A 23,800-nucleotide genomic window follows, 5' to 3' on the forward strand; every position below is an offset into this window, starting at 1 on the left:
TTCGTGGTGGCGCACTTCCACTACGTGCTGTTCGGCACGATCGTGTTCGCCACCTACGCCGGCATCTACTTCTGGTTCCCGAAGATGACCGGCCGGATGATGGACGAGACGCTGGGCAAGTTCCACTTCTGGACCACGTTCATCGGGTTCCACCTGACGTTCCTGGTGCAGCACTGGCTGGGCAACGAGGGCTTCCCGCGCCGCTACGTGGACTACCAGGCCCAGGACGGGTTCACCGTGCTGAACTCGATCTCCTCGGTGGGGGCGTTCGTGCTCGGGGCCTCGACGCTGCCGTTCATCTGGAACGTGTTCAAGAGCTACCGCTACGGCCGAGTCGTGACCGTCGACGACCCGTGGGGGTTCGGCAACTCGCTGGAGTGGGCCACGAGCTGCCCGCCGCCGCGGCACAACTTCACCGAGCTGCCCCGCATCCGCTCCGAGCGCCCGGCGTTCGAGCTGCACTATCCGCACCTGGTGGAGCGCTTCCGCGAGGAGGCGCACCTCAGCCACCGGGCCGATCCGGGCGAGCTGATCAGTCAGAAGATCGGGCCCGAGACCCAGCCGGACGGCGACCCGAAGTCCCGTTGACCCGGTGACCAGCGTCCTGATCACGGTCACCGGCCCCGACCGGCCCGGTGTGAGCTCGGTGCTGTTCGCGGCGCTCACCCGCCACGGGGTCGACCTGGTCGACGTCGAGCAGGTCGTCATCCGCGGCCGGCTCACCCTCGGTGCGCTCGTGACGGCCCACCACGATCCCGAGGGGTTGCAGGAGGCTGTCGAGCAGGCCATGGCGAGCATCTCGATGCAGGTCGAGACGTCGCTGGAGGCCGACGACGACCCGGCCGGGCGGCGGCACTCGACCCACGTCGTCGTCATGATGGGGCGGCCGATCACGGCGCGGGCGTTCGGGTCGGTGGCCCAGGCCCTGGCCGACGCGGGCGCCAACATCGACGGGATCCGCCGGGTGGCGGACTACCCGGTCACCGGGTTGGAGCTGATGGTCTCCCCGGTGCCCGGCCACGGCTCGGAGGAGTACCCGCCGGGCACGCTGCGCAAGCGGCTGGTCGAGGTGGCGCGGGCCGCGGGCGTGGACGTCGCGGTCGAGCGGGCCGGCCTGGCCCGGCGCAGCAAGCGGCTCATCGTCTTCGACGTGGACTCCACGCTCGTGCAGGGCGAGGTGATCGAGATGCTGGCCGCGCGCGCCGGCGCCGAGGCCGAGGTCCGGGCCGTGACCGAGGCCGCGATGGCCGGGCAGCTGGACTTCACCGAGTCCCTGCGCCGCCGGGTCGCCGTGCTGGCCGGGCTGCCGGAGTCGGTGATCGCCGAGGTCGCCGCCGAGCTGGAGCTCACGCCGGGCGCACGCACCACGATCCGCACGCTCAAACGACTCGGGTACCGGTGCGGCGTGGTCTCCGGGGGGTTCACCAGCGTGATCGACGGGCTGGCCGCCGATCTGGGGCTGGACTTCTGCGCGGCCAACGAGCTGGAGGTCGTCGACGGGCGCCTGACCGGCCGGGTCGTCGGGGAGGTCGTCGACCGGCCCGGCAAGGCGGTGGCGCTGCGCCGGTTCGCGAAGGAGTTCGGCGTGCCACTGGAGCAGTGCGTGGCCGTCGGCGACGGGGCCAACGACATCGACATGCTCTCCACCGCCGGGCTCGGGATCGCGTTCAACGCCAAGCAGGCGCTGCGCGAGGTGGCCGACACCGCCCTGTCGCTGCCCTACCTCGACGTCGTGCTGTTCGTGCTGGGCATCACCCGCGACGAGGTGGAGCGGGCCGACGCGGCCGAGGGCATCCGCCGACGCGTGCCCATCGCGTGAGCCCGCCCGCGAGCGCGCAACAGTGCTCCGGCACCGCCTCGCACCCACGGTCGGGGGCGGTGCTCGCGAGCCTGGCCGACCGCGTCGGGGCCGCCCGGACCCTTCCGCCCGAACCCGACGGCGTGGTGCGGGCGATGCCGGTCGTGCTGCGGCTGGAGCGACCCCCGCCCGCGCGCACCCCGCTGCTGGAGGCGGCGGCGGCCGCGGCGCTCGCCGTCTGTCTCGATGCCCGCTCCGGGCCCGGCGGGGAGTGGCACCACGCCGTGTCCACGTGGGTGGGCGGCCGCATCCGCAAGATCGCGCGACGGGCGCGTGGCGCGCACTGGGACGCCGTCCAGGCGCTGCCCGGCGTCACGTGGACGGTGGGCGACGCCCAGGTCCGCGCGCTGCTCCCCGGTCCCGTCGACGACGTGCCGCGCGTCGTGTCGCGGCTGCAGATCGCCGGGACCGACCTGGAGCCGGACGATCCCGGCCCGCCCCCGCCCGGCGACCCGGTGATCTGGGTGGACGCGGCACTGGAGATGACGGTCGGCAAGGCCGCTGCGCAGGTGGGCCACGCCGCCATGCTGTACGCCGCCGTGCACCGGCTCGGTCGGGTCCCCGCGTTCGCGGTGCGCTCCGCGGACCCCCGGCTCTGGGCGGAGCTCTGCGCCGACCCCGCCGCGGTGACGGTGCGCGACGCGGGGTTCACCGAGGTGGCTCCGGGCACGGTCACCTGCCTCGTCCGATGAGCGGTCGGCCGGCGGGACGGCCGCCGAGGATCTCGCTCGAGGCCGTCCTGGCCGCCGGACTGGAGATCGGGCTGGTGGATCTGTCGATCGCCGCGGTGGCCGAACGGCTCGGGGTCACCAGGACGTCGGTGCACCGCCATGTCGGATCCCGGCGCGACCTGGAGACCCTCGTCGGCGAGCATCTCGTCGAGACCGCGCCGCAGCCGGGTGACTCCGGGGCGCCGTTGGAGGAGCACCTGCTGGAGTTCGCCAGGGGGCTGGTCGCGCACGTCCGCGCCCATCCGGGGCTGGCCGGCTACTACGCACGCGGGTTCCCGCGCACCCGGCGCTCGGCCCGTGTGGTGGAGGCGTTCGATGCCACGCTGGTGGCCCGCGGGCTCAGCGGCCCGGCCGCGGCGCGGCTCGCCGCCGCCGTGGCCAACCACGCGATCGCGCTGGCCGCCTTCGCGATGCTGGACGAGCAGTACGTCTCCGACGCCCCGGAGTTCCTCCTGGACCCCGACGAGTTCCCGATCCTCGCGGACACGCGGCGGGCCTGGGACGAGGCAGGCCCCGACGCCGAGTCCTGGTTCGACTGGTCGCTGCGGGGTGCCGTACGGGGGCTGATCCAGCAGACCCTGCACGGGCCCGGGTACTTGTAAGGCGAGCCTCGCCATAGCTATAGTTCACCCCGAACTAAATCCGTCGAGGGATTGGGGTGGCCGTGCCGTCCACGCTGTCGACCTGCGCGGCCGCGGCGGCCGTGCTGCTGCTGGCCGCGTGCGGAGGTCCGGCGCCGACCTCGGCGTCCGCACCGGCCGGGGAGCCCGGCTTCCCGGTGACCATCGAGCACGCGTTCGGGTCCACGACGATCCCCGCCGCGCCGTCCCGGATCGTCGCGCTGAGCTTCGAGGAGGACGTGCTCAGCCGGATCGGGCTGACCACGGTCGGCCATCTCGACAACCTCGTCGAGCCCGGCGTGCCCTATGCCTGGCAGGTCGGCGAGGTCGACCTCTCGACCAGTCGGGCGCTCGGCGACCCCGGTGGTGCGATCGGGCTGGAGGAGGTCGCCGCGCTGGATCCCGACCTGATCCTCGCCACCAACTACTTCGCACTGGAGGACGTGTACGAGGGCCTGAGCGCGATCGCCCCCACTGTCGGGTTCCGCACCGGGTGGGGCGAGGCGAGCTGGCAGGACACGGCGCGGGTGATCGGGCAGGCCGTCGGCCGGGAGGCGGCGGTCGAGGAGCAGGTGGCCGAGGTCGAGGCCTATGTGGACGCGCTGGCCGCGGAGCTCCCCGGGCTGCAGGGCAGGACGTTCAGCTCGGTCTACAACTACGAGCCCGGGATGTTCGCGGTCGACACGAACCCGCAGGGGCACACCGCGCGCCTGCTGGGCGAGCTCGGCATGTCCCTCTCGCCCCGGATCGTCGCGGAGGTCGAGAACCGATCGCTGAGCGCCGAACGCATCGGACTGATCGACGCGGACCTCGTCGGGCTCGGATTCGCCGGCGACGAGCTGCGTGCCGAGCTGACCGCGAGCCCGCTCTACCGGGCGCTCCCCGCGGTGCAGGACCGGCGGGTCCACCTCTCCGACGTCGACGGCGCCACGGCGGGCAACAACCCGACGCTGCTCAACGTCCGCTGGAACCTCGAGCAGCAGCGGCCCGTGCTGGAGCGGGTGGCCGCGAGCTGACGCCGGACTGTCGGTGGGTGCTGCCATCATCGGCCCGTGGCCATCCGCACGATCGACATCGCCGAGCGGCGCGCCCGCCTCGCGCTGCGGCACCGGCACGCGGTGTCGGCCCGCACCGATGACGTGGTCGCGATCGCCGACGACCTGGTGGCGCTGCACTCCACCGACCCGGTCACGGTCCATCTCTCGGCGGCCGCCCGGATGCGCGCGCCCGCCCTGGAGCCGCTGGGTGCGGCGCTGTACGAGGAACGCTCGCTCGTCCGCCACCACGCGATGCGGCGCACGCTGTGGGTGTTCGGGCACGAGACGGCCCGGCTGGCCCACCACGCGAGCACCACCACGATCGCGGCGGTCCAGCGGCGCAACGCACTGTCGATGCTGGCGGCGGGCGGCGTCGCCGACCCCGGCTCGTGGCTGGACGCCGCGGCCGCCGACGTCGACGCCCTGCTGCGCGAGGCCGGCCCGCTGACCGCCCGCGAGATCGGCACCCGGCTGCCCGAGCTGGCCCGCCCGATCCCGGTCGGCGGCGGCGGCGCGCACGCCACCACCATGGCCGCGCACACCCGGGTGCTGCTCGTACTCGGCTTCGAGGGGCGGGTGATCCGTACCCGGCCCACCGGCACCTGGATCAACGGCCAGTACCGGTGGGCCTCGGCGGAGCAGTGGCTGCCCGGCGGGTTCGGCGAGGGCGATGTCCGCACGGCCGCGGCCGGGCTCGCGCGCCGCTGGCTGCGGGCGTTCGGGCCGGGCACGCGTACCGACCTGCAGTGGTGGGCGGGCTGGACCGTCGCCGTCACGAAGGCCGCGCTGGCCGACGTCGGCGCGGTGGAGGTCGAGCTGGACGAGGGGCCGGGCTGGGTGCTGCCCGACGACGTCGACCCGGTTCCGGATGCGCCCCCGACGGCACGGCTGCTTCCCGGGCTCGACCCGTCGACGATGGGGTGGAAGCAGCGTGGGTTCCACCTCGATCCCGCCCACGTGCCGGTGCTGTTCGACCGCAACGGCAACGGTGGCCCGACCCTGTGGGTGGACGGCCGGATCGTCGGGGGATGGGTGCAGCGCCGCGACGGCACGATCGCGATGCAGCTGCTGGAGGACGTCGGTGCACGGGCTCGGGCTGCGCTGGAGGAGCACGCCGGCGAGCTCGAGGCCCTGCTCGGTGACGTCCGGTTCACCGTCCGCTTCCCGGCGCCGCTGCAGGCCCAGCTGCTCGGCTGAGCAGGCGCCGTACCGCACCTCGGGGGTCGACCGCGTCCGGCCGGACCGGGCGGCGATACTCGCACCGTGCCCAGCCGGACGGCCGCGGAGCTCGCCGAGGACACGGTCGCCCGGGTGCGCGACGACCCGCTCGCCCGGTTGGCCGTGCTGTGCGAGCTCTACCGGGGTGGCCCCGGGGATCGGCACCTGCCCTACCGCCGCGCGGCGGTCGCGTTCCTGTCCTGGCAGCTGCGCCGGGGTCTGCTGCACCCGCCGCAGGCCACCCCGGCCGGAAGCCCCTGGTGGCGCGCGGTCAACGAGCGCCTGATCCGCGACGGCTACGAGGCCCGCGCGCTCGCCGAGGGCCGCGACCCGGCAGGCTCGACCCCGAGCGCGGCGGCGTCGCTGGAGTTCGTGCGCCACCCGTCCGCCCGGAGCTGGTACCGCGCGCACAACACCAGCATCGTCACCGCCTACCTCGAGCACGCGGACCTGGCCCGTGCGGAGGGCCGGGTCGAGCGCTTCTTCCTCAACGTGGTGCTGGTCCGCGTGCTCTACGCCCACGCACTGGTGGCCGCCCCACGCCTCGCGCTGGGAGTGCTCGGGCCGGTGGCGCCCCTGCTGGGCGACCCCCGGATCGGCATGACCGGCATCTTCCTGTCACTGTCGCGGATCCTCCCGGACCGCTACCCCCTCGGCGACGACGTCACCCCCTATCTCACCGTCGAGAACCGGTTCGGTCACCTGCTGGACTTCGGCCTGATCCGGCCCCGGTTCGCCCGGCTCTACCGCTGGTCGGCCGAGGACCTGGGTCTGCCCGGCCTGCTCGACCTGCTCGACGGCGACGTCCCGACCTACGCCTGGCCCGCGCACGACCGCGGCCCGTGGAACCCCGCGCCGTCCCCGCTCGCCCGGCTCGCCCGCCGCGCCATCCTGTGACCGGTGAGCCGGCCCGACCTGCCGCGCGGCGCCGGCGGGAACCGACGGCCTACCGTGCCCGGGTGAACAAGTCCCGGCAGCGGGTGCTCGCCCGCCCCCGCCGTAGCGCCCCACCCGTCCCCCGACCGGCGGCGGAGGAGGTCGCCGCGGCCTACCTCGAGGCCGTGCGGCGGCACGTCGCGATCGGCGCGGACGAGCTGGAGGCGCAGCTCGCCGGGAGGTTCGGACTCGCCGTCGACGACGACCTGATCCTGGAGGCCGCCGACGAGGTGTCCGAGGACCCGTACTCGGAGTGCACGCTCCTGGCGGGCGACGTGCTCGTGCACGCGCCCGGGCTGATGTCCGGCGCCGTGCTCACCCACCGGCTCTCGGCCGGTGAGCAGGCGGGCGGGTTCCTGGTCGTCGACACCGACCTCGCGGGGTTCCTGCGGGTGTCCGGGCCCACCGTGGCCGAGGAACCGCTCGAGGTCGACGAGCACGACGGGCACCTGGTCTGGATCGGCGACGAGGACTGGTTCGCCGATCTGCCCGCCGGCGCTCTGCTCGCGGTGCGGGTGACGCTCGACGGGGCGGTGACGCTCGACCCGCTCGACGCGGACCCGGCGGTGCCCCCGGGCCTGCTCGAACGGCTCCGCGACCGCTACGAGGCCGAGCTGGCCGAGCCGGGGCTGCCGGTGCCGGCCGAGGCGCTGCTCCTCGGGGTCCGCCTCGCCGACCGGGACGCGTTCGGCGAGCCGGTCCCGCCCCTGGAGGACCTGGCCACCGCCGCGGGGCTGGAGCGGCGCGGCGACGAGTTCGCCCACGCCGAGCCGGTCTGGGCGGCCGGGGCGGAGGCCCGGCGGCACGCCCGGCTGATCGCCCGGCTCGGGCCGGGCGGCGAGGCCACCGTCGCGCTGGAGGCGCTCGACCTGCTGGAGGACCCGGACGTCGACGCCGCGGGGCTGCGGCGGGCGCTGGACCTGCTCGTCGCCCCCGACGCCGTCGAGGCCGTGACCGAGGAGCTGCTCGGCCCGGACGACGACCCGGCGGCGCTCGTCGCCGTCGCCGACCGGCTGGTGGCCGTGGCCGGGCGCGCGACCCGGGCCGCCGTCGCCCGATGGATGGCCACGGTCGCGGCCGAGCGGGACGGCCGGGTGCTCGACGCCGAGTCGCACCTGCGGGCGGCGTGCGTGGACGCGCCCGGCTGGGAGTTCGTGGAGGACCGGCTGGCCTGGTACGAGGCCGACCGCGGCGACGCGGCCGCCGCGACCGGCCGGTGGCGGGCGATCGGCGTGGCCGGCGACCACCCGGACCTGGCGTTCGCTGCCCGGTTCGCCGCCGGGAGCGGCCCCGAACCCGGCCGCAACGACCCGTGCCGGTGCGGCTCGGGGCGCAAGTACAAGCAGTGCCACCTCGGGCGGGCGGCCACCGCGCCACTGCCCGAGCGCGCGGACTGGCTCTGGCGCAAGTCGGTCGCCTACCTGGAGCGGTACGGCCGGGCGGCCGAGGAGACCATGATCGACTGTGCCCTCGCGCGGGCGGGTGCCGGCGGGGACCTGGAGCAGGCGATCACCGACCCGCTGACCGTGGACGTGGTGCTGCACGAACAGGGCTGGTTCGCCCGCTTCCTGCGCGACCGCGGCCCGCTGCTGCCCGACGACGAGGCGCTGCTGGGCGCGTCCTGGACGGCGGTCGACCGCACCGTGTACGAGGTGCTCGCCGTCCGTCCCGGCGAGGGGTTCGACCTGCGCGACCTGCGCACCGGTGACACGCCGACCGTCACCGAGCGCACGACGAGCCGGACCGTACCGGCCGGGACCCGGTTGTGCGCCCGGGTCGCACCGGACGGCGGCGCGGGCCACCGGTTCGTCGGGGGCGTGCTGGAGGTGCCACCGGGCCGCGAGGGGGGCCTGCTCGCCCTGCTCGAGGAGGGGACCGGCGAGGACCTGCTCGGCTGGGCGGCGGCCCGCGACGCCCCGCCCCGACCGCTCGGACCCGCCGGGGCCGACCTCCGGGAGTGTGTGGCGCGGCTGCAGGTGGCCGACGGCGCGGCCGACGTGCTGGACGTCGAGTACACCCCGGCCGGGGACGGCTGGGTGCGCCTCGACGCCGACGACCGCGTGCTCGCCGCCCTGGAGCTCGCCGACGACGTCCTCATCGTGCGCACCCTGACCGCCCCCCGGATGGACGACGTGCTGGCCGACCTGCGGGTGGTGCTGCCGGAGGGGCGGGTGCTCTCCGACGAGCGGTCACCGGTCGCCCCCCCGACCTCTGACCTGCGCACGTAGTGGTCAGCTGCGCATGTCCGGCCATGCGCGGATGACCGGAGCGTGCGCGGCCCGGAACGTGCGGTGCAGCCGCTGCGCCACCGGCTCGAACCGGTCGAGGTCCGGCCACGTCCAGCGGACCATCCCCAGGTCGGTGCCGCGGATCGCGTCCTCGCGCAGCTTCTCGGCGAAGACCGCGTCCTCGGGGTGTCGACCCGGCCGCAGCAGGCGCCCGTACTTCACCCGCCCGTCGAACTCGCCGACGGTGCGCAGCTCCGGCCACCCGAAGTCGACGATCCCCAACAGCCGCCCGTCGGGGCCCCGGACCTCGAACTGCAGCACGGGGGCGGGCAGGCCCGCGAGCCACATCGCCACCCGGCTGCGCGACTCGCCGGGGCTGCGGGCCCCGCCGTCGGCGAAGGCCACGACCCGCCGGGCCGCCGACCGGCCGATACGGCCGCCGCGGGCCAGCGCGGCGAGCAGGCCGGCCCGGTCCAGCAGCGCCGGCCGGTCGTCCTGGAAGGGCGCGAGCGCGGCGTCGGCGATCACCACGGCCTGCTCGAACGCCACGGTGCCCGCGACGTCCACCACGGTACGACCCGGACCGGTCAGCCGGACGCCGCCGAGCCGCACCACCTCGGTGTCGGCGAGCCGCCCGACGTGCCGGTGCACCCCCCGGGTCACCCGCCCGCCCCCGGTGCCGTCGCGGCTCACGTGCACCCGGTCCAGCGGGACGTCCCACACGGGCAGACCCAGCAGCACGGCGGCCGACTGGTGGCTGACCACCCAGCCCGGGCCGAGGTGTGGCAGCGTCGCGCGCACCAGCAGGGCGTGCCGGGCCTCGGGGGTGTCCGGCCCGTCGGCCGGGCCCGGCCGGTAGCTGCCGCGGCGCAGGGGTGCGAGCTCGCCGGAGCGCCGCAACCGGCGCAGGTCGGCGTCGGTCCAGCCGCGGGCGAGGAGCTCGGAGCGCAACTGCAGGTCCATACCGCGAGCATCCGAGCCGGCGCAGGGCCGCACCAGATCCCCCGCCGAACCTGTGGACAACCACCCGAGCATGTGGACAACGGGAGCTGCGCACCTTCCGGCCGGTTGCGCATGTCGGGACGTGCGCGGGTGGACGGTCGGTGCGCGGGTCAGGCCCCGCGCAGCCGGCGCAGCGCGGCGTGCACCTTCTCGCGGTCGTCGGTCTGCCAGAACGGCGGCAGGCTCGCGCGCAGGAAGCCGCCGTAGCGCGCGGTGGCCAGCCGCGAGTCGAGGATGGCGACGACGCCGCGGTCGTCCATCCCGCGCAGCAACCGGCCCGCGCCCTGGGCGAGCAGCAGCGCGGCGTGGGTGGCCGACACGGACAGGAAGCCGTTACCGCCGTTGGCGTCGGTGGCCCGCTGCCGCGCCGCGACCAGCGGGTCGTCGGGCCGCGGGAACGGGATCCGGTCGATGATCACACACGACAGCGACGGCCCGGGGACGTCCACGCCCTGCCACAGCGACAACGTGCCGAAGAGCGTTGTCGCCTCGTCCTCGGCGAACTTGCGCACGAGCTGCATCGTGGAGTCGTCGCCCTGGCACAGCAGCGGGCTGTCGAGCCTGCCGCGCAGCTCCTCGGTGGCCTGCTTGGCCGCGCGCATCGAGGAGAACAGCCCCAGCGTGCGCCCGCCCGCCGCCTCCACCAGCCCGGCGATCTCGTCGAGCGTGGCCGGGGCGAGGCCGTCGCGGCCCGGCGGGGGAAGGCGCCTGGCGACGTAGAGGATGCCGCTGCGGGCGTGCGCGAACGGGGAGCCGACGTCCATGCCGGACCACTTCGGAGCATCCGCGTCGGGCACCGGGTCGGTCGGCCCGTCGGCCACCGCCGACGGGGGGAGACCCCACTGCCGGGCCAGGGCGTCGAAGTTGCCGCCCAGGGCGAGGGTGGCGCTGGTCAGGACCACCGTCGACCGGCCGAACAGCCGCTCCCGCAGCAGCCCGCCCACCCACAGCGGTGCCGCGCGCAGCACCTTGTGCCGGGCGCCGTCGGGGCCGGCCCCGCCGGCCCGAGGCGACGAGCCCTGTTCGGCCAGCCACACCACGTCGCGGCGCTTCGACGGGTCGGGCTCGGAGAACGCGTCGAGCAGCCGCACGGCGGTGTCGGCCACCTCGTCCACTGCGGCCTGCGCGACCTTGCGGCCCGCCGCCCCCTCCGGGTCCTCGCGGCGCTCGGAGCCCAGCGAGGTGCGGCAGGAGCCCGCGGCGTCCCGCACGGCCGACAGCACCCCCGACGCCGCGGGGGACAGGGCGTCCCAGCGTCCCGGCGGCAGGTCGTCGAGCACCATCGCGAGCCCCTCGCCCGCCTCTGCGAGCCGGTCGGCCACGGCCTGGTCGACGAGCTTGCCCAGCCGCCGCGCGGCGACGGCCACCATCCCGGAGGTCAGCTCGGCGGTGGCCACGCCGGTGACCTTGTCGACCAGCTCGTGCGCCTCGTCGATCACCACGACGTCGTGCTCGGGCAGCACCGGCCGCCCCTCCATCGCGTCGATGGCCAGCAGCGCGTGGTTGGTGACGACGATGTCGGCCTTCCCGGCCTCGGCACGGGCCTTCTCGGCGAAGCAGTCGTCGCCGACCGGGCACTTCGACGCGCCCAGGCACTCCCGCGCGGTGACCGAGACCTGCCGCCAGGTGGCCTCGGTGACGCCCGGCACGAGCTCGTCGCGGTCGCCCTTCTCGGTGGTGTCGGCCCACTCGTGCAGCCGCTTGACCGCGCGGCCCATGGCGGAGATCGCGAACGGGTCGAACAGCTCGTCGGCCGGATCGACCTCGTCGGGTCCGTGCAGCTTGTTCAGGCACAGGTAGTTGCGCCGGCCCTTGAGGATCGCGAACGTCGGCGCGCGGCCGAGCAGCGGCGTGAGGGCCTTCGCGAGCCTCGGCAGGTCGCGGTCGACCAGCTGGCGCTGCAGCGCGATCGTGGCCGTCGAGACGACGACGGTGGTGTCCTCGGCGATCGCGTGGTGGATGGCGGGCACCAGGTACGCCAGCGACTTGCCCGTGCCGGTGCCGGCCTGCACCGCGAGGTGCTCGCCGCTGGTCAGGGCCGAGCGGACGGCCTGGACCATCGCGTCCTGACCCTCGCGGCGCTGCCCGCCGACCGCCTCGACGGCGGCCTCGAGCAGCTCGGCGACACCAGGCGGTGTCCTGCTTCTGCCGCCGGCGGGCGGGGTCTTCGCGGGCACCGCTGGAGGTTACCGGTCGGGCCTGCGTCCCCGAGGGCGAATGCCGCCGCCCACCGCACGAAGCCCGTGACCCCCTTGTGACCATGAGCACAGCGGAGTACCAATGGATCCACGGAACCACGGCAGGCCAAGGCCGGATCGGTGGAGAAGGTCCGTCCTCCCGGCCGGGGTTCCCAGCACGAGCACCGGGTACCCACGCGGAGCACGCCGCGGAGGCACCAGGTCGTGGGTCTGCACCAGCGGGCGGCGGTCGCCCCCTGATGCCGAGACCACCAGCACGGCCGCAAGCGCACGCTTGGTAACCCGGACGGCTCGCGCTCCCGAACGCCGCCCGCCACCTCGGCCGGGCGGCGTTCGGCATTCCCGGCGCCGTGCCCGGGCGCGCGCCCGGCGGCGGTTCGCGCACCCGCGGCGGTTCGCGCGCTGCCGGCCGCGCGCGAAGCCCGGTTCGGCGAGCGAAACACCGGGACCCTGCCGTCAGACGACGGTGACCCCGGCCGCCCGCAGCTCCTCGATCGCCCGCTCGGTGGTCTCCGGGGACACCCCCGCGCAGAGCTCCAGCCGCACCGTCGTCGCCAGCCCGGCCGCGACCGCGTCCAGCGCGGTGGCGCGCACGCAGTGGTCGGTGGCGAGGCCGACCACGTCCACGGTGTCCACGCGGCGCTCCACCAGCCAGTCCCGCAGCGTCGCCCCGCCCGGCTCGGCGCCCTCGAACCCGGAGTAGGCCGCCGTGTGGGCACCCTTGTCGAACACCGCCTCCACCGGCGCCACGTCGAGCGCGGGATGGAACGAGGCGCCGGGCGTGCCCGCGCGACAGTGCACCGGCCAGCTCGTGGCGAAGTCCGGGGTGTCGGAGAAGTGGTCGCCCGGGTCGATGTGGTGGTCGCGGGTGGCGACCACGTGGTCGTACCCCTGCGTGTGGTCGGAGATCGCGGCCGCCACGGCGGCACCGCCGGTGACGGCGAGCGACCCTCCCTCGCAGAAGTCGTTCTGGACGTCGACGACGATCAGCGCTCGTGCCACGTCAACTCCCCTCGAACACGGTGGGCAGCGCAGGTTCGCCCTTGGACAGCTTGAGCCCCTCCCACGGTACGGACACCAGCGCGGCGCGCAGGCGCTCGCGGGACTGCGCGAGCGTCGGCAGCCCGGGGACCGGCTCGCCCGCGCGCAGCAGCGGCACCGGCAGGACCCGGTCGTGCGGTCCGACCGGTACGGGCCGGGCGACGGGGTGGACGACCTCCTCCAACGCGGTGCCCGTCGGCTTGTAGCGGCGCACCGCCGACTTCGCCCCGCCGCGTGACTCCTTCGCCGTGCTCCGCTTCGCGACCGGCCGCCCGTCCACCTCGACCAGCTTGTAGACCATCCCCGCGGTCGGCGCCCCCGACCCGGTGACGACCGAGGTGCCCACCCCGTAGGAGTCGACGGGTTCGGCGCGCAGCGACGCGATGGCGTACTCGTCGAGGTCACCGGACAGCACGATCTTCGTCTCGGTCGCGCCGAGGCGGTCGAGCTGGTCGCGGGCCTGGCGGGCGAGCTCGCCGAGGTCGCCGGAGTCGATCCGGATCGCGCCGAGGCCCGGCCCGGCCGCCTGCACCGCGAGCTCCACACCGCGGCGGATGTCGTAGGTGTCCACGAGCAGCGTGGTGTCCGGGCCGAGCGCCTTGACCTGGCTGGCGAACGCGCCCAGCTCGTCGTCGTGCAGCAGGATCCAGGCGTGCGCCGCCGTGCCCGCGGTCGGGATGCCGTGGCGGCGCCCGGACTCCAGGTTGGAGGTGGCCGTGAAACCCGCGAGGTACGCCGCCCGCGCCGCGGCCACCGCGGCCGCCTCGTGGGTGCGCCGCGACCCCATCTCGATGAGCGGGCGCCCCGCCGCGGCCGTCACCATCCGCGCGGCGGCCGAGGCCACGGCGCTGTCGTGGTTGAGGATCGACAGCGCCAGCGTCTCCAGCAGCACGGCGTCCGCGAAGCTGCCGCGCACCGTCAGGACCGGGGAGCCGGGGAAGAACAGCTCCCCCTCGGGATACCCGTCGACGTCGCCGGAGAAGCGGTAGGCGGCGAGCCAGTCGAGCGTGGCCGCGTCCACGATGTCGGCCAGCGCGGCCAGCTCCTGCTCGCCGAAGCGGAACCGCGCGATCGACTCGACGAGCCGCCCCGTGCCCGCCACCACGCCGTAGCGGCGCCCGTCGGGCAGTCGCCGCGCGAAGACCTCGAAGGCGCACTGCCGCTCCGCGGTGCCGTCGGCCAGCGCCGCCGCGGCCATCGTCAGCTCGTAGCGGTCGGTGAGCAGGGCCGTGCTGACCCCCGCCGACTCGGGACTACCACTCATGCCCGCAGACCCTATGCGTCATGCCACCATGGGGGTATGACGGCGCCGCTACCCAGTCCCACCCGGCAGGCGGACCCGGTCGTCGACGAGAACGTCGCCGGTGACGTCCCCTGGCAGGCGATCGTCTGGAACGACCCGGTCAACCTCATGTCCTACGTCGCGTACGTGCTGCAGAAGCTCTTCGGCTACCCCGAGCCCAAGGCCACCGCGCTGATGCTCGACGTGCACCACAAGGGCAAGGCCGCGGTGTCGGCCGGGGACAAGGACAAGATCGAGGCGGACGTGGCGAAGCTGCACGCCGCCGGCCTGTGGGCCACGATGCAGAAGAGCAGCTGATGGACGGGTGGAGGAAGGCGGGCCGCGGGTCGAGGGTGCGGCTCGTCGCGTCGCTGGAGGCGCAGGAGGCCGCGGTGCTGCGCGGGCTCGTCGCCGAGGTGCGGCAGATGCTCGCCGGGCGCACCGAGGCGAACCCCGCCGACGAGCTCGCGGTGCTCACCGGCATCCGCACCGGCCCCACCACCCGACCGGACGACCGCGTGCTGGCCCGGTTGCTGCCCGACTTCACCACCGAGGACGCCGACCTCGCCGCGGGGCTGCGCTCGATCCACGAGCCGGAGCTGATCGAGGCCAAGGACGCGGCCGCCACTCTGGTACTCGACACGCTCCCCGAGACCGGCGGGCGGATCGAGCTCACCCCCGAACAGGCCGACGGCTGGCTCGCCGCGCTCAACGACGTGCGCCTCGCGCTGGGCACCGCGCTCGACGTCAGCGAGGACATGCCCGACGAGATCGACGCCGACGACCCCCGCTCCGAGCACATGGGCGTGTACCAGTGGCTGACGTTCGTGCAGGACGCGCTGGTGCAGAGCCGCATGCAGGTGCGGTGACCGCGGGCCTCGCCGCGCTGCTCGCCGGTCTCGACCCGTGGCTGCGGCCCGGCACCTACGTGTTCGCCACCGTCGCGCCGGGCACGGCACTCGACGTCGAACCGGTCGCGTCGATGGCCGAGGACGAGGGCCGCACCGTGGTGCTCGCCGAGGCCGACGTCGCCCGGCTGGGCCTGGCCGCGACGTACCGGTGTGCCTGGATCACGCTGCGCGTGGCGTCGCCGCTGGAGTCGGTCGGGTTGCTCGCGCGGGTCACCGCCGCGCTGGCCGAGCGCGGCATCAGCGTCAATCCCGTCGCCGGGTACCACCACGACCACCTGTTCGTGCCCCGCGACCGCGCCGAGGACGCGATGGCCGCGCTCGCCGCGCTGCGGCCCGACCCGCCGCACCCGCCGCACCCGCCCGGGCCGTCGCCCGCTGTGAGCCACGCCGTCGGGGTGTGCGCCGGGTCGGGGTGGCCACGTACCCTGGGGCGGTGCTGGTGATCCGGGCCGATCTCGTCGACGAGATCATGGTGCACGCGCGTGCGGAACATCCCCACGAGGCGTGCGGGATGATCGCGGGCGCGGAGGGCGGCGATCGGCCCGAGCGCTTCTTCCGGATGACCAACGCCGCCAAGCCCACCGGCGACGCACTGGCCGAGGAGCGTGAGCAGGCCCAGCGGGAGCTGGTGCTGGGCGAGGCGCACGCGGAGTACCAGGGCGAGCGCCGGTCGTCGCTCACGTACTACACCTGGGACGTCAAGGAGCGGCTGCGCGCACAGCGCGAGATGGACGCCCGCGACGAGTGGGCCTGCGTGATCTACCACTCGCACACCCGCAGCCCGGCCTACCCGTCGCAGGTCGACATCGACGTGGCGTCCGGCCCGGCCAACGACCCGCGCATCCACTACGTGATCGTCTCCACGCGGCCCGACGCCGAGCCGCGCGTCGCCGGGCACGACCTGCGGTCGTTCCGGATCGTGGACGGCGTGGTCACCGAGGAACAGGTCGAGGTCGTGGAGACTTACATGTTCGCGCACACCGGCGCGGACGACGTCCCGGACTCGGTCTGACGTCAGCCCGAGCCTGCCCGAACCACGATCTGGAGCATCCACATGGCTGTCACCGTGTCCGTCCCCACCAACCTGCGCACGCACACCGACGGGGAGAAGTCCGTCGAGGCGAAGGGTGCCACCGTCGCCGACGTGATCGCCGATCTGGAGTCCCGGCACCCCGGTATCGCCGGGCGCCTGCTCAACGACGGCAAGCTGCACCGCTTCGTCAACATCTACGTCGACGACGAGGACGTGCGCTTCTCCGGTGGCCTCGACGCCCCCGTCGGCGAGAACTCGACGTTCACCATCCTGCCCGCGGTCGCGGGCGGCTGACCCCCGGATGCGGTACGACTCGCTGATCGCGGCGGTCGGCGACACGCCGCTGGTCGGGCTGCCGAACCTCTCGCCCGGCCCGGACGTGCGGCTGTGGGCGAAGCTGGAGGACCGCAACCCCACCGGCTCGATCAAGGACCGCCCGGCCCTGGCCATGGTCGAGAAGGCCGAGGCGGACGGGTTGCTGACGCCCGGCTGCACGGTGCTCGAACCGACCAGCGGCAACACCGGCATCTCCCTGGCCATGGCGTGCAAGCTCAAGGGCTATCGGCTGATCTGCGTGATGCCGGAGAACACCTCGACCGAGCGCCGCCAGCTGCTGGAGATGTACGGGGCGGAGATCATCTCCTCGCCTGCGGCGGGCGGGTCGAACCAGGCCGTGGCGATGGCCAAGGAGCTCTCGGCGCAGAACCCCGACTGGGTGATGCTCTACCAGTACGGCAACCCGGCCAACGCCGACGCGCACTACCGCACCACCGGCCCGGAGATCCTGCGGGACCTGCCCACGATCACGCACTTCGTGGCCGGGCTGGGCACCACCGGCACCCTGATGGGGGTCGGGCGCTACCTGCGCGAGCACAAGCCCGACGTGCACGTCGTGGCCGCGGAGCCGCGCTACGGCGAGCTGGTCTACGGCCTGCGCAACATCGACGAGGGCTTCGTCCCCGAGCTGTACGACCCCGAGGTGCTCACCGCCCGCTACTCCGTCGGCAGCCACGACGCGCTGCGCCGCACCCGGGAGCTGGTCGACCGCGAGGGGATCTTCGCGGGCATCTCCACCGGCGGCATCCTGCACGCGGCGCTGGCCGTGGCCGAGAAGGCGGCGGGAGCGGGCGAGCCCGCCGACATCGCGCTGGTCGTCTGCGACGCGGGTTGGAAGTACCTGTCCACCGGCGCCTACAGCGGCTCGCTCGACGACGCCGCCGAGAGCATCGAGGGCCACCTCTGGGCGTGAGCCCGCCCTGTCCGGGACGACCCGTGCGCCGGGATTCGTGCGTAGCCTGGAGGTATGGCCGCCCCAGCGCCCGCCCCGCGCCGCTCGATCGCCCGCGTGCTGCCCTCGCCGTGGCGACCCGCCGCCGTCACGATGCTGGTGCTCACCGCGCTGCTCTACGTCGTCGAGGTGGTCGACACGGCCTCGGGATCGGCGCTGGAGGTGGCGGGCGGCATCGTGCCCCGCGAGCCGTCGGGACTGGACGGCGTGCTGTTCGCACCGCTGCTGCACGGCGACTGGCCGCACCTGCTGGGCAACACGCTGCCGTTCCTGATCTTCGGCTTCCTGGCGATGGCGGGCGGGATCCGACAGTTCGTGCTGGTCACCGCGCTGATCTGGGTGCTCGGTGGGTTCGCCGTGTGGCTCACCGCTGGGCCGGGCGAGTACCACGTCGGCGCGTCGGGGGTGATCTTCGGCTGGCTCACGTTCCTGCTCACCCGCGGCTTCTTCGCCCGCAGCGTCCGCCAGATCGCGCTGGCGGTGGTGCTGTTCCTCGGCTGGGGCGGGGTCCTGCTCGGGGTGCTGCCGGGGCAGGCGAACATCTCCTGGCAGGGGCACCTGTTCGGAGCGCTGGCCGGGGTGCTCGCGGCCTGGCTGGTGGCCAGGGCGGACCGGCGTCCCGCGCCGATGGCACCCTGACACCGGTGACCCCGGATCCTCCCGTGCCCGATCCGGACGCCCCGATCGGCATCTTCGACTCCGGGGTCGGCGGGCTCACCGTCGCCCGCGCGGTGATCGACCTGCTCCCGGCCGAGCGGATCGTCTACGTCGGTGACACCCGCAACGGCCCGTACGGGCCGCTGCCGATCGCCGAGATCCGCCGCCACGCCCTCGCGCTGGGCGACGCGCTGACCGAGCGGCGCATGAAGGCGCTGGTGGTGGCCTGCAACACCGCCTCAGCCGCCTGCCTGGCCGACATCCGGGAGCGCTACCCGGTGCCGGTCGTGGAGGTGATCCGGCCCGCCGTACGCCGGGCCGTCGCCGCCACCCACACCGGCCGGATCGGCGTCATCGGCACCCGCGCGACCATCGCGTCCGGCGCCTACGTCGACGCGTTCACCGCGGCCCGGGACGTGCAGGTCACCGCGGTGGCGTGCCCGCGGTTCGTCGACTTCGTGGAGCGCGGGGTCACCAGCGGGCGCCAGATCCTCGGGCTCGCGCAGAGCTACCTGGAGCCCCTGCAGCGGGCCCGCGTCGACACGCTCGTGCTCGGCTGCACGCACTACCCCCTGCTGACCGGGGTGCTGCAGATCGTGATGGGGCCCGACGTCACGCTCGTGTCCAGCGCGGAGGAGACGGCGAAGGACCTCGTGCGCACGCTCTGGGACACCGGGCTGGCCCGCGAACCCGGCCCCCCGGCCGGCCCGCACGAGTTCCTGGCGACCGGCGATCCCGAGCCGTTCACGCGCCTGGGCCGCCGCTTCCTGGGCCCGGAGATCGGCTCCGTGGCCGCACTCGGCCCGGCGCCCGTCCCGTGACCCGGGCCTGCGCCTGCCCACCCGGGGCGGCGCTGAGCGACGGGCCGGTGACACCGCGCACCGCCCGGCGGCGCGCCGTGGCGGCCGCCGTGCCGTCGCCGTAGCGTCGGCCCGTGACGACGTCCCGCGGGTCCGCCCTGCGCCTGCAACTCCTCGCGGCGGGCGCGTTCGCCGTCGGCACCAGCGCGTACGTCGTGGCGGGTGTGCTGCCGGCCATCAGCGCCGACCTGGGCATCACGATCGCCGCCGCGGGCCAGCTCACCACGGCGTTCGCGCTGTCCTACGCGGTCGGCGCTCCCGTGCTGGCCACCGTGCTCGGCGGCTGGGAGCGCCGGACGCTGCTCGTCATGGCGCTGGCCGTCGCCGCGCTGGGCAACGCGCTGTCCGCGCTCGCGCCGAACTACCCGCTGCTGATCGCCGGTCGCGTGCTCACCGCGCTGGGCGCGGCCGCGTTCACGCCGGGAGCCACGCACGTCGCGACGCTGCTCAGCCCGCCCGAGCGGCGCGGGCGGGCGGTCGCCGCGGTGTTCACCGGCATCACGCTGTCGCTGGTGATCGGCGTGCCGGCCGGCACGCTGCTCGGCGGGGCGGTGGGCTACCGCGGGGTGTTCGCCGTCATCACCGGGCTGTGCCTGCTCGGGGCGATCGGTGTGCGGCTGGCGCTGCCGACGGTGCCGCCACCGCCGCGGATCGGCGTGCGGGCCCGGTTGGCCGTGGCCGCCGACCCCGCCGTGCTGGTGACGCTGGGCATCATCGTGCTCGGGTTGCTCGCGGTGCTGTCGGTCTACACCTACATCGCGCCGCTGCTGGCCGACGCCGCCGGGATCGCCGGGCCGCTGCTGAGCCTACTGCTGGTCGTGTACGGCGTCGGCGCCCTGATCGGCAACGACCTCGGCGGCAGGCTGACCGACCGGTTCGGCACCCGCAGGCCGCTGCTGGCGGCGCTGCCCGTGTTCACCCTGGTGCTGTCGGTCATGCCGCTGCTGGTGCGGACGCCCGTGGGGGCGGGGATCGCGCTGTTCGTGCTCGGCGCCGGATTCGTCGTCAACTCGCCGATCCAGACCCGGCTCATCGAGCTGGCGCCGCAGAGCAGCGCGCTGGTCCTCTCGCTCAACGCGTCGGCGATCTACCTGGGGGCGGGGCTGGCCGGGGTGGTGGGCGGGATCGTCGTGGACCGGCTGGGGCTGGCCGCCCTGCCGCCGGTCGCGGCGCTGATATCGGCCGGGTCGCTGGTGCTGCTGGCCGTGGCGTGGCGGCAGCAACCCGCTCCGCCCGCACCCGTGGACCCCCGGTAGCGTCGCGGCCGTGATCGACGCGCTGGTGGTGGTCGTTCTCGTGGCCACGGCGGCCCTGGCCCTCTACGGGCTCGCGGGCGCGGTCCTGAACCGCCCGCCGGGTCGTGAGGTGCGCCCCGCCGTGGGCGCCGTCGTGGCGCTGCTCGTCGTGCAGGCGGTGATCGCCGCGGTGCGGGTGTTCGGCGGGGTGACGCTGCCGGAGACCTCGACCTTCCTGATCTACCTCGTCGTGTCCGTGTGCGTGATCCCGATCGCCACCCAGTTCGCCATGGCCGAGCCGACGCGCTGGAGCGGTGCCGTGATCGCGGCGGGCGCCGTCGGCACCGCCGTGGCGGTCGTGCGGCTGCAGGGCCTGTGGGGTGCCGGTGTCTGAACCGCGGAGCGCGACGTCCACCGGCGTGGGCCGGGTGTTGATCGCCGTCTACGGCATCTTCGCGCTCTCGGCCACCGCCCGGGCCGGGGTGCAGATCGCCACCCGCTTCGACGAGGCGCCGCTGCCCTACCTGCTCTCCGCGGTGGCGGGCGCCGTCTACATCCTGGCCACGATCGGGCTGGCCGGGCGCGGGCCGCTCGCGCGACGGCTGGCGTGGGGGGCGGTCGGGTTCGAGCTGGTGGGGGTGCTCGTCGTGGGCGCGCTGTCGGTGTTCGACGCCGGTGACTTCCCCGACGACACGGTCTGGTCGGCGTTCGGGCGCGGCTACGGCTTCGTCCCGCTCGTGCTGCCGCTCGTCGGTCTGTGGTGGCTGTGGCGGACGCGCGCCCGTGAGCCCGCCGCATGAGGCTGACCGTGCTGGGCTGCTCGGGCAGCGGCCCCGGTCCGGCGTCCCCGGCGTCGGGGTACCTCGTCGAGGCCGGGGCCGTCGCGCTGGTCCTCGACCTCGGCAACGGCACCTTCGGCGCGCTGCAGCGCCACCTCGACCCCTGGCGCCTCGACGCGGTGGCGTTCTCGCACCTGCATCCCGACCACTGCGCGGACTTCTCCGCGCTGGTCGTGCACCGCCGCTACCACCCGTTCGCCCCGGCGGGCGCCGGGCGGCTCGCCGTCCACGCCCCGGAGCAGGCGCCGGACCGGTTCGCCGCCGCCTACGCCCCCGACGCCGCGGAGCGGGCCGCGACCGACCTGTCCGACACCTTCGCGTTCCACCCGCACGTGCCGACCGTCGCCGTCGGTGACGTCGTCCTGCGCACGGCCGCCGTCGACCATCCCTGCGAGGCCTACGCGCTGCGTGTCGAGCACGGCGGCCGGAGCCTGGTCTACAGCGGCGACACCGGGCCCTGCGACGGCCTGCCCCGGCTCGCGCGCGGCGCCGACGTCCTGCTGTGCGAGGCCACCTGGCCGCACGTCACCGCGGAATGGGACGAGCCGCCGCCCGGGGTGCACCTGTCCGGGCGCCAGGCGGGGGAGTACGCACGCGAGGCCGGGGTGGGCCGGCTGCTGCTCACCCACGTCGCGCCCTGGTTCGACGGAGAGGCGCTGCGCGCCGAAGCGGCCGCGGTGTACGAGGGCCGGGTGGAGCAGGTGGTCGCGGGCGGAACGTACGAGATCTAGCCCCACACCGCGCCGGCCCCGGAGTGCCCGATCCACCCGACCAGCCCCGCGACGCCGACCCCGACGACGGCCGTCAGCCATCCCAGCGCCGTCACCTGCAGTTCGGAGCCGGAGCGCTGGTGTCCGTGGGCCGGAGCAGCACCACGGCTGCGCAGCGCGAGGTACGTGGTGAGGGCGAGCAGGGCCACGTAGGTCAGGGCCGTCGGGAGGAGGGCCGCTGCGCGGGCGGCGTGCTCGGCCACCAGCGGGCCGCCGCCACCCTGTGCGGCCAGCTGCCGGCCGCTCAGCGTGGCCACGGGCACCGCGGCCGTGCCGACCACGGCCACCAGCAGCGTGGGCACGCCGAGACTGCGGCGCCACCCCGCGCGGGCCGCCATCGCCAGCGTGCCGACCGCCGCGAGGGGCAGCAGCACGACCACGGCGTGGACGACCAGCGGGTGCAGGGGCAGGCCGTCGACCGTGATCATGAGTGGATCCAACACCACCGACGGTGGGGGTGGGATCGCCGCATAGGGTGGCGTTCGAGACCGAACTTGCGAGGGCCCCACTCGACAACGGCCGGGTGGGCACCTCGGCGACCAGCGTCAGCGAGGAGACGTCGTGACGAGAGCGGACGGCAGGACCGACGGCGAGCTGCGGCCCGTCACGATCACCCGCGGCTTCCAGGCGCACCCGGCGGGATCGGTGCTGGTGGAGTTCGGCGGCACCAAGGTCCTGTGCGCGGCCAGCGTGACCGAGGGCGTGCCGCGCTGGCGCGCCGGTTCCGGGCTGGGCTGGCTCACCGCGGAGTACGCGATGCTGCCCTCGGCCACGCACACGCGCAGCGACCGCGAGTCGGTCAAGGGTCGGGTCGGTGGGCGCACCCATGAGATCAGCAGGCTGGTCGGGCGCTCGCTGCGCGCGTGCATCGACCTGAAGGCGCTGGGGGAGAACACCATCGCCCTGGACTGCGACGTGCTGCAGGCCGACGGCGGCACCCGCACCGCCGCGATCACCGGCGCGTACGTGGCGCTGGCCGACGCCGTCACCTGGCTCGGCGCACACGGGCGCCTCGCCGACCCCAAGCCGATCTCCTGCCAGGTCGCGGCCGTCAGCGTCGGGGTGGTGGACGGACGGGTGCGCCTGGACCTGCCCTACGAGGAGGACTCCCGCGCCGAGGTCGACACGAACGTGGTGGCCACCGACACCGGCACCCTCATCGAGGTGCAGGGCACCGGGGAGGGCGCCACGTTCAGCCGCCGCACCCTCGACGCGATGCTCGACTCGGCGCTGGCCGGCATCGACCGGCTCTGCGCGATCCAGGCGCAGGCGCTGACCACCCCCTACCCCGGTGAGCTCCCGGCGTGACCCGGGTGCTGCTCGCCACCCGCAACGCGGGCAAGCTCGTGGAGCTGCGGCGGATTCTCGGTGACGTGCCCGGGATCGAGGTCGTCGGCCTGGCCGACGTCCCCGGGTTCCCCGACGCCCCCGAGACCGGCGCGACCTTCGCGGAGAACGCGCTCGCCAAGGCCCGCGACGCCGCCACCGCCACCGGGCTGCCGTCGGTCGCCGACGACTCGGGCCTCGCGGTGGACGCGCTCTCGGGCATGCCCGGGGTCCTCTCCGCGCGCTGGAGCGGCCGCCACGGCGACGACCGTGCCAACCTCGAGCTGCTGCTCGCCCAGCTCGGGGACGTCCCCGACGACCGCCGCGGCGCCGCATTCGTGTGTGCCGCCGCGCTCGTCGTCCCCGGCGGGACGGAGACCGTGGTGCACGGGGAGTCGACGGGCACGATCGTCCGGGCCCCGCGGGGGAGCAACGGCTTCGGCTACGACCCGGTCTTCGTGCCCGACGGCGAGCAGCGCACCTCCGCAGAGCTCACCGCGGCGGAGAAGGACGCGGCGAGCCACCGAGCCCGCGCCCTGGCCGCCCTGCTCCCCCACCTGACCACCCTCGCCACCTGACCACCCCCGCCCCCATCCGCCCCGAGTTGCAGTGGGGGGGGGGGCAAGCAGCCGGGGCGGGGTGTTGGCCACCCCCAGGACACGGGGGGGGGGGGGGGGGGGGGGGGGGGGGGGGGGGGGGAGGGGGGGGGGGGGGGTTAGGGCCAGACCCC

General features: G+C 75.0%; 27 protein-coding genes. 22 read left to right on the forward strand and 5 right to left on the reverse strand.

The features are described 5' to 3' along the window. The 8 genes from Q1K26_RS03775 to Q1K26_RS03810 form a co-directional block, all read left to right on the forward strand. Nucleotides 1–588: cbb3-type cytochrome c oxidase subunit I (locus Q1K26_RS03775; protein ID WP_300007733.1), on the forward strand; the 588-nt coding region annotated here is incomplete at its 5' end. 4 nt (nt 589–592) lie between these two features. Beyond that, nucleotides 593–1,819, forward strand: a complete 1,227-nt coding sequence (gene serB, locus Q1K26_RS03780) for a phosphoserine phosphatase SerB (protein WP_300007734.1) — start codon at nt 593–595, stop codon at nt 1,817–1,819. Between the two features lie 59 nt (nt 1,820–1,878). Beyond that, nucleotides 1,879–2,550: a peptidyl-tRNA hydrolase gene (locus tag Q1K26_RS03785; RefSeq protein ID WP_300007735.1), complete on the forward strand. Its 672-nt coding sequence runs from the start codon at nt 1,879–1,881 to the stop codon at nt 2,548–2,550. Beyond that, nucleotides 2,547–3,191, forward strand: a complete 645-nt coding sequence (locus Q1K26_RS03790; protein ID WP_300007736.1) for a TetR/AcrR family transcriptional regulator — start codon at nt 2,547–2,549, stop codon at nt 3,189–3,191. Before Q1K26_RS03785 ends, Q1K26_RS03790 begins: the two co-directional genes overlap by 4 nt. A 56-nt stretch (nt 3,192–3,247) precedes the next feature. Continuing rightward, nucleotides 3,248–4,225, forward strand: a complete 978-nt coding sequence (locus tag Q1K26_RS03795; protein WP_300007737.1) for an ABC transporter substrate-binding protein — start codon at nt 3,248–3,250, stop codon at nt 4,223–4,225. A 36-nt stretch (nt 4,226–4,261) separates the two neighbouring features. Next, nucleotides 4,262–5,443: a winged helix DNA-binding domain-containing protein gene (locus Q1K26_RS03800; protein WP_300007738.1), complete on the forward strand. Its 1,182-nt coding sequence runs from the start codon at nt 4,262–4,264 to the stop codon at nt 5,441–5,443. Nucleotides 5,444–5,509: 66 nt separating this feature from the next. Beyond that, the gene (locus Q1K26_RS03805) at nt 5,510–6,361 is read left to right on the forward strand and encodes a hypothetical protein (protein ID WP_300007739.1); all 852 of its coding nucleotides are present in this window, start codon (nt 5,510–5,512) and stop codon (nt 6,359–6,361) included. Between the two features lie 62 nt (nt 6,362–6,423). After that, nucleotides 6,424–8,628: an SEC-C domain-containing protein gene (locus tag Q1K26_RS03810; RefSeq protein WP_300007740.1), complete on the forward strand. Its 2,205-nt coding sequence runs from the start codon at nt 6,424–6,426 to the stop codon at nt 8,626–8,628. Nucleotides 8,629–8,631: 3 nt separating this feature from the next. Here Q1K26_RS03810 and Q1K26_RS03815 read toward each other — a convergent pair whose 3' ends face one another. From Q1K26_RS03815 to Q1K26_RS03830, 4 genes are all read right to left on the reverse strand, one after another. Beyond that, on the reverse strand, nt 8,632–9,591 hold the full coding sequence (locus Q1K26_RS03815) for a type IV toxin-antitoxin system AbiEi family antitoxin domain-containing protein (protein ID WP_300007742.1): 960 nt from the start codon (nt 9,589–9,591) through the stop codon (nt 8,632–8,634). Between the two features lie 149 nt (nt 9,592–9,740). After that, on the reverse strand, nt 9,741–11,807 hold the full coding sequence (locus Q1K26_RS03820; RefSeq protein ID WP_300007743.1) for an ATP-dependent DNA helicase: 2,067 nt from the start codon (nt 11,805–11,807) through the stop codon (nt 9,741–9,743). Between the two features lie 477 nt (nt 11,808–12,284). Then, on the reverse strand, nt 12,285–12,830 hold the full coding sequence (locus tag Q1K26_RS03825) for an isochorismatase family protein (protein ID WP_300007744.1): 546 nt from the start codon (nt 12,828–12,830) through the stop codon (nt 12,285–12,287). 1 nt (nt 12,831) lies between these two features. Continuing rightward, the gene (locus Q1K26_RS03830; RefSeq protein ID WP_300007745.1) at nt 12,832–14,133 is read right to left on the reverse strand and encodes a nicotinate phosphoribosyltransferase; all 1,302 of its coding nucleotides are present in this window, start codon (nt 14,131–14,133) and stop codon (nt 12,832–12,834) included. A 36-nt stretch (nt 14,134–14,169) separates the two neighbouring features. Here Q1K26_RS03830 and clpS point away from each other — a divergent pair, with 36 nt between their 5' ends. The 12 genes from clpS to Q1K26_RS03890 all read left to right on the forward strand — a co-directional run bounded on the left by clpS (nt 14,170) and on the right by Q1K26_RS03890 (nt 21,705). Continuing rightward, nucleotides 14,170–14,469 (forward strand): ATP-dependent Clp protease adapter ClpS, encoded by a 300-nt coding sequence (gene clpS / locus Q1K26_RS03835; RefSeq protein WP_300007746.1) that lies wholly within the window; start codon nt 14,170–14,172, stop codon nt 14,467–14,469. Further along, nucleotides 14,469–15,020: a DUF2017 domain-containing protein gene (locus tag Q1K26_RS03840; RefSeq protein WP_300007747.1), complete on the forward strand. Its 552-nt coding sequence runs from the start codon at nt 14,469–14,471 to the stop codon at nt 15,018–15,020. The genes clpS and Q1K26_RS03840 overlap by 1 nt, the downstream gene beginning before the upstream one ends. After that, complete coding sequence (locus Q1K26_RS03845; protein ID WP_300007748.1) at nt 15,017–15,505, forward strand: ACT domain-containing protein; 489 nt, start codon at nt 15,017–15,019, stop codon at nt 15,503–15,505. The genes Q1K26_RS03840 and Q1K26_RS03845 overlap by 4 nt, the downstream gene beginning before the upstream one ends. After that, the gene (locus Q1K26_RS03850) at nt 15,496–16,074 is read left to right on the forward strand and encodes a M67 family metallopeptidase (protein WP_300007749.1); all 579 of its coding nucleotides are present in this window, start codon (nt 15,496–15,498) and stop codon (nt 16,072–16,074) included. The genes Q1K26_RS03845 and Q1K26_RS03850 overlap by 10 nt, the downstream gene beginning before the upstream one ends. Before the next feature lie 42 nt (nt 16,075–16,116). Next, nucleotides 16,117–16,389 (forward strand): MoaD/ThiS family protein, encoded by a 273-nt coding sequence (locus Q1K26_RS03855; protein WP_300007750.1) that lies wholly within the window; start codon nt 16,117–16,119, stop codon nt 16,387–16,389. Nucleotides 16,390–16,396: 7 nt separating this feature from the next. After that, nucleotides 16,397–17,344 (forward strand): cysteine synthase, encoded by a 948-nt coding sequence (locus Q1K26_RS03860; RefSeq protein ID WP_300007751.1) that lies wholly within the window; start codon nt 16,397–16,399, stop codon nt 17,342–17,344. 54 nt (nt 17,345–17,398) lie between these two features. Beyond that, nucleotides 17,399–18,022 (forward strand): rhomboid family intramembrane serine protease, encoded by a 624-nt coding sequence (locus Q1K26_RS03865; protein WP_300007752.1) that lies wholly within the window; start codon nt 17,399–17,401, stop codon nt 18,020–18,022. Nucleotides 18,023–18,045: 23 nt separating this feature from the next. Beyond that, nucleotides 18,046–18,861, forward strand: coding sequence for a glutamate racemase (murI, locus tag Q1K26_RS03870; protein WP_300007760.1), 816 nt, complete (start codon nt 18,046–18,048; stop codon nt 18,859–18,861). 113 nt (nt 18,862–18,974) lie between these two features. Further along, nucleotides 18,975–20,156 (forward strand): MFS transporter, encoded by a 1,182-nt coding sequence (locus tag Q1K26_RS03875; protein WP_300007753.1) that lies wholly within the window; start codon nt 18,975–18,977, stop codon nt 20,154–20,156. A 10-nt stretch (nt 20,157–20,166) separates the two neighbouring features. Beyond that, the gene (locus Q1K26_RS03880) at nt 20,167–20,529 is read left to right on the forward strand and encodes a hypothetical protein (RefSeq protein WP_300007754.1); all 363 of its coding nucleotides are present in this window, start codon (nt 20,167–20,169) and stop codon (nt 20,527–20,529) included. Beyond that, nucleotides 20,522–20,935: a hypothetical protein gene (locus Q1K26_RS03885; protein WP_300007755.1), complete on the forward strand. Its 414-nt coding sequence runs from the start codon at nt 20,522–20,524 to the stop codon at nt 20,933–20,935. Before Q1K26_RS03880 ends, Q1K26_RS03885 begins: the two co-directional genes overlap by 8 nt. Continuing rightward, nucleotides 20,932–21,705: an MBL fold metallo-hydrolase gene (locus tag Q1K26_RS03890; protein WP_300007756.1), complete on the forward strand. Its 774-nt coding sequence runs from the start codon at nt 20,932–20,934 to the stop codon at nt 21,703–21,705. Before Q1K26_RS03885 ends, Q1K26_RS03890 begins: the two co-directional genes overlap by 4 nt. On the opposite strand, the gene Q1K26_RS03895 is transcribed toward Q1K26_RS03890, so the two are convergent. Beyond that, a complete protein-coding gene (locus Q1K26_RS03895) occupies nt 21,702–22,172 on the reverse strand; it encodes a DUF2231 domain-containing protein (RefSeq protein ID WP_300007757.1) in 471 nt (156 codons plus the stop codon). The two genes, Q1K26_RS03890 and Q1K26_RS03895, sit on opposite strands and share 4 nt — an antisense overlap. 133 nt (nt 22,173–22,305) lie before the next feature. On the opposite strand from Q1K26_RS03895, the gene rph reads away from it, so the two are divergent. Then, nucleotides 22,306–23,052, forward strand: coding sequence for a ribonuclease PH (rph, locus tag Q1K26_RS03900; protein WP_300007758.1), 747 nt, complete (start codon nt 22,306–22,308; stop codon nt 23,050–23,052). Further along, on the forward strand, nt 23,049–23,648 hold the full coding sequence (gene rdgB, locus Q1K26_RS03905) for an RdgB/HAM1 family non-canonical purine NTP pyrophosphatase (RefSeq protein WP_300007759.1): 600 nt from the start codon (nt 23,049–23,051) through the stop codon (nt 23,646–23,648). The genes rph and rdgB overlap by 4 nt, the downstream gene beginning before the upstream one ends. Nucleotides 23,649–23,800: the final 152 nt, after the last annotated feature.

The sequence above is a fragment of the Pseudonocardia sp. genome (assembly GCF_029263155.1).
Taxonomy (GTDB): domain Bacteria; phylum Actinomycetota; class Actinomycetes; order Mycobacteriales; family Pseudonocardiaceae; genus Pseudonocardia.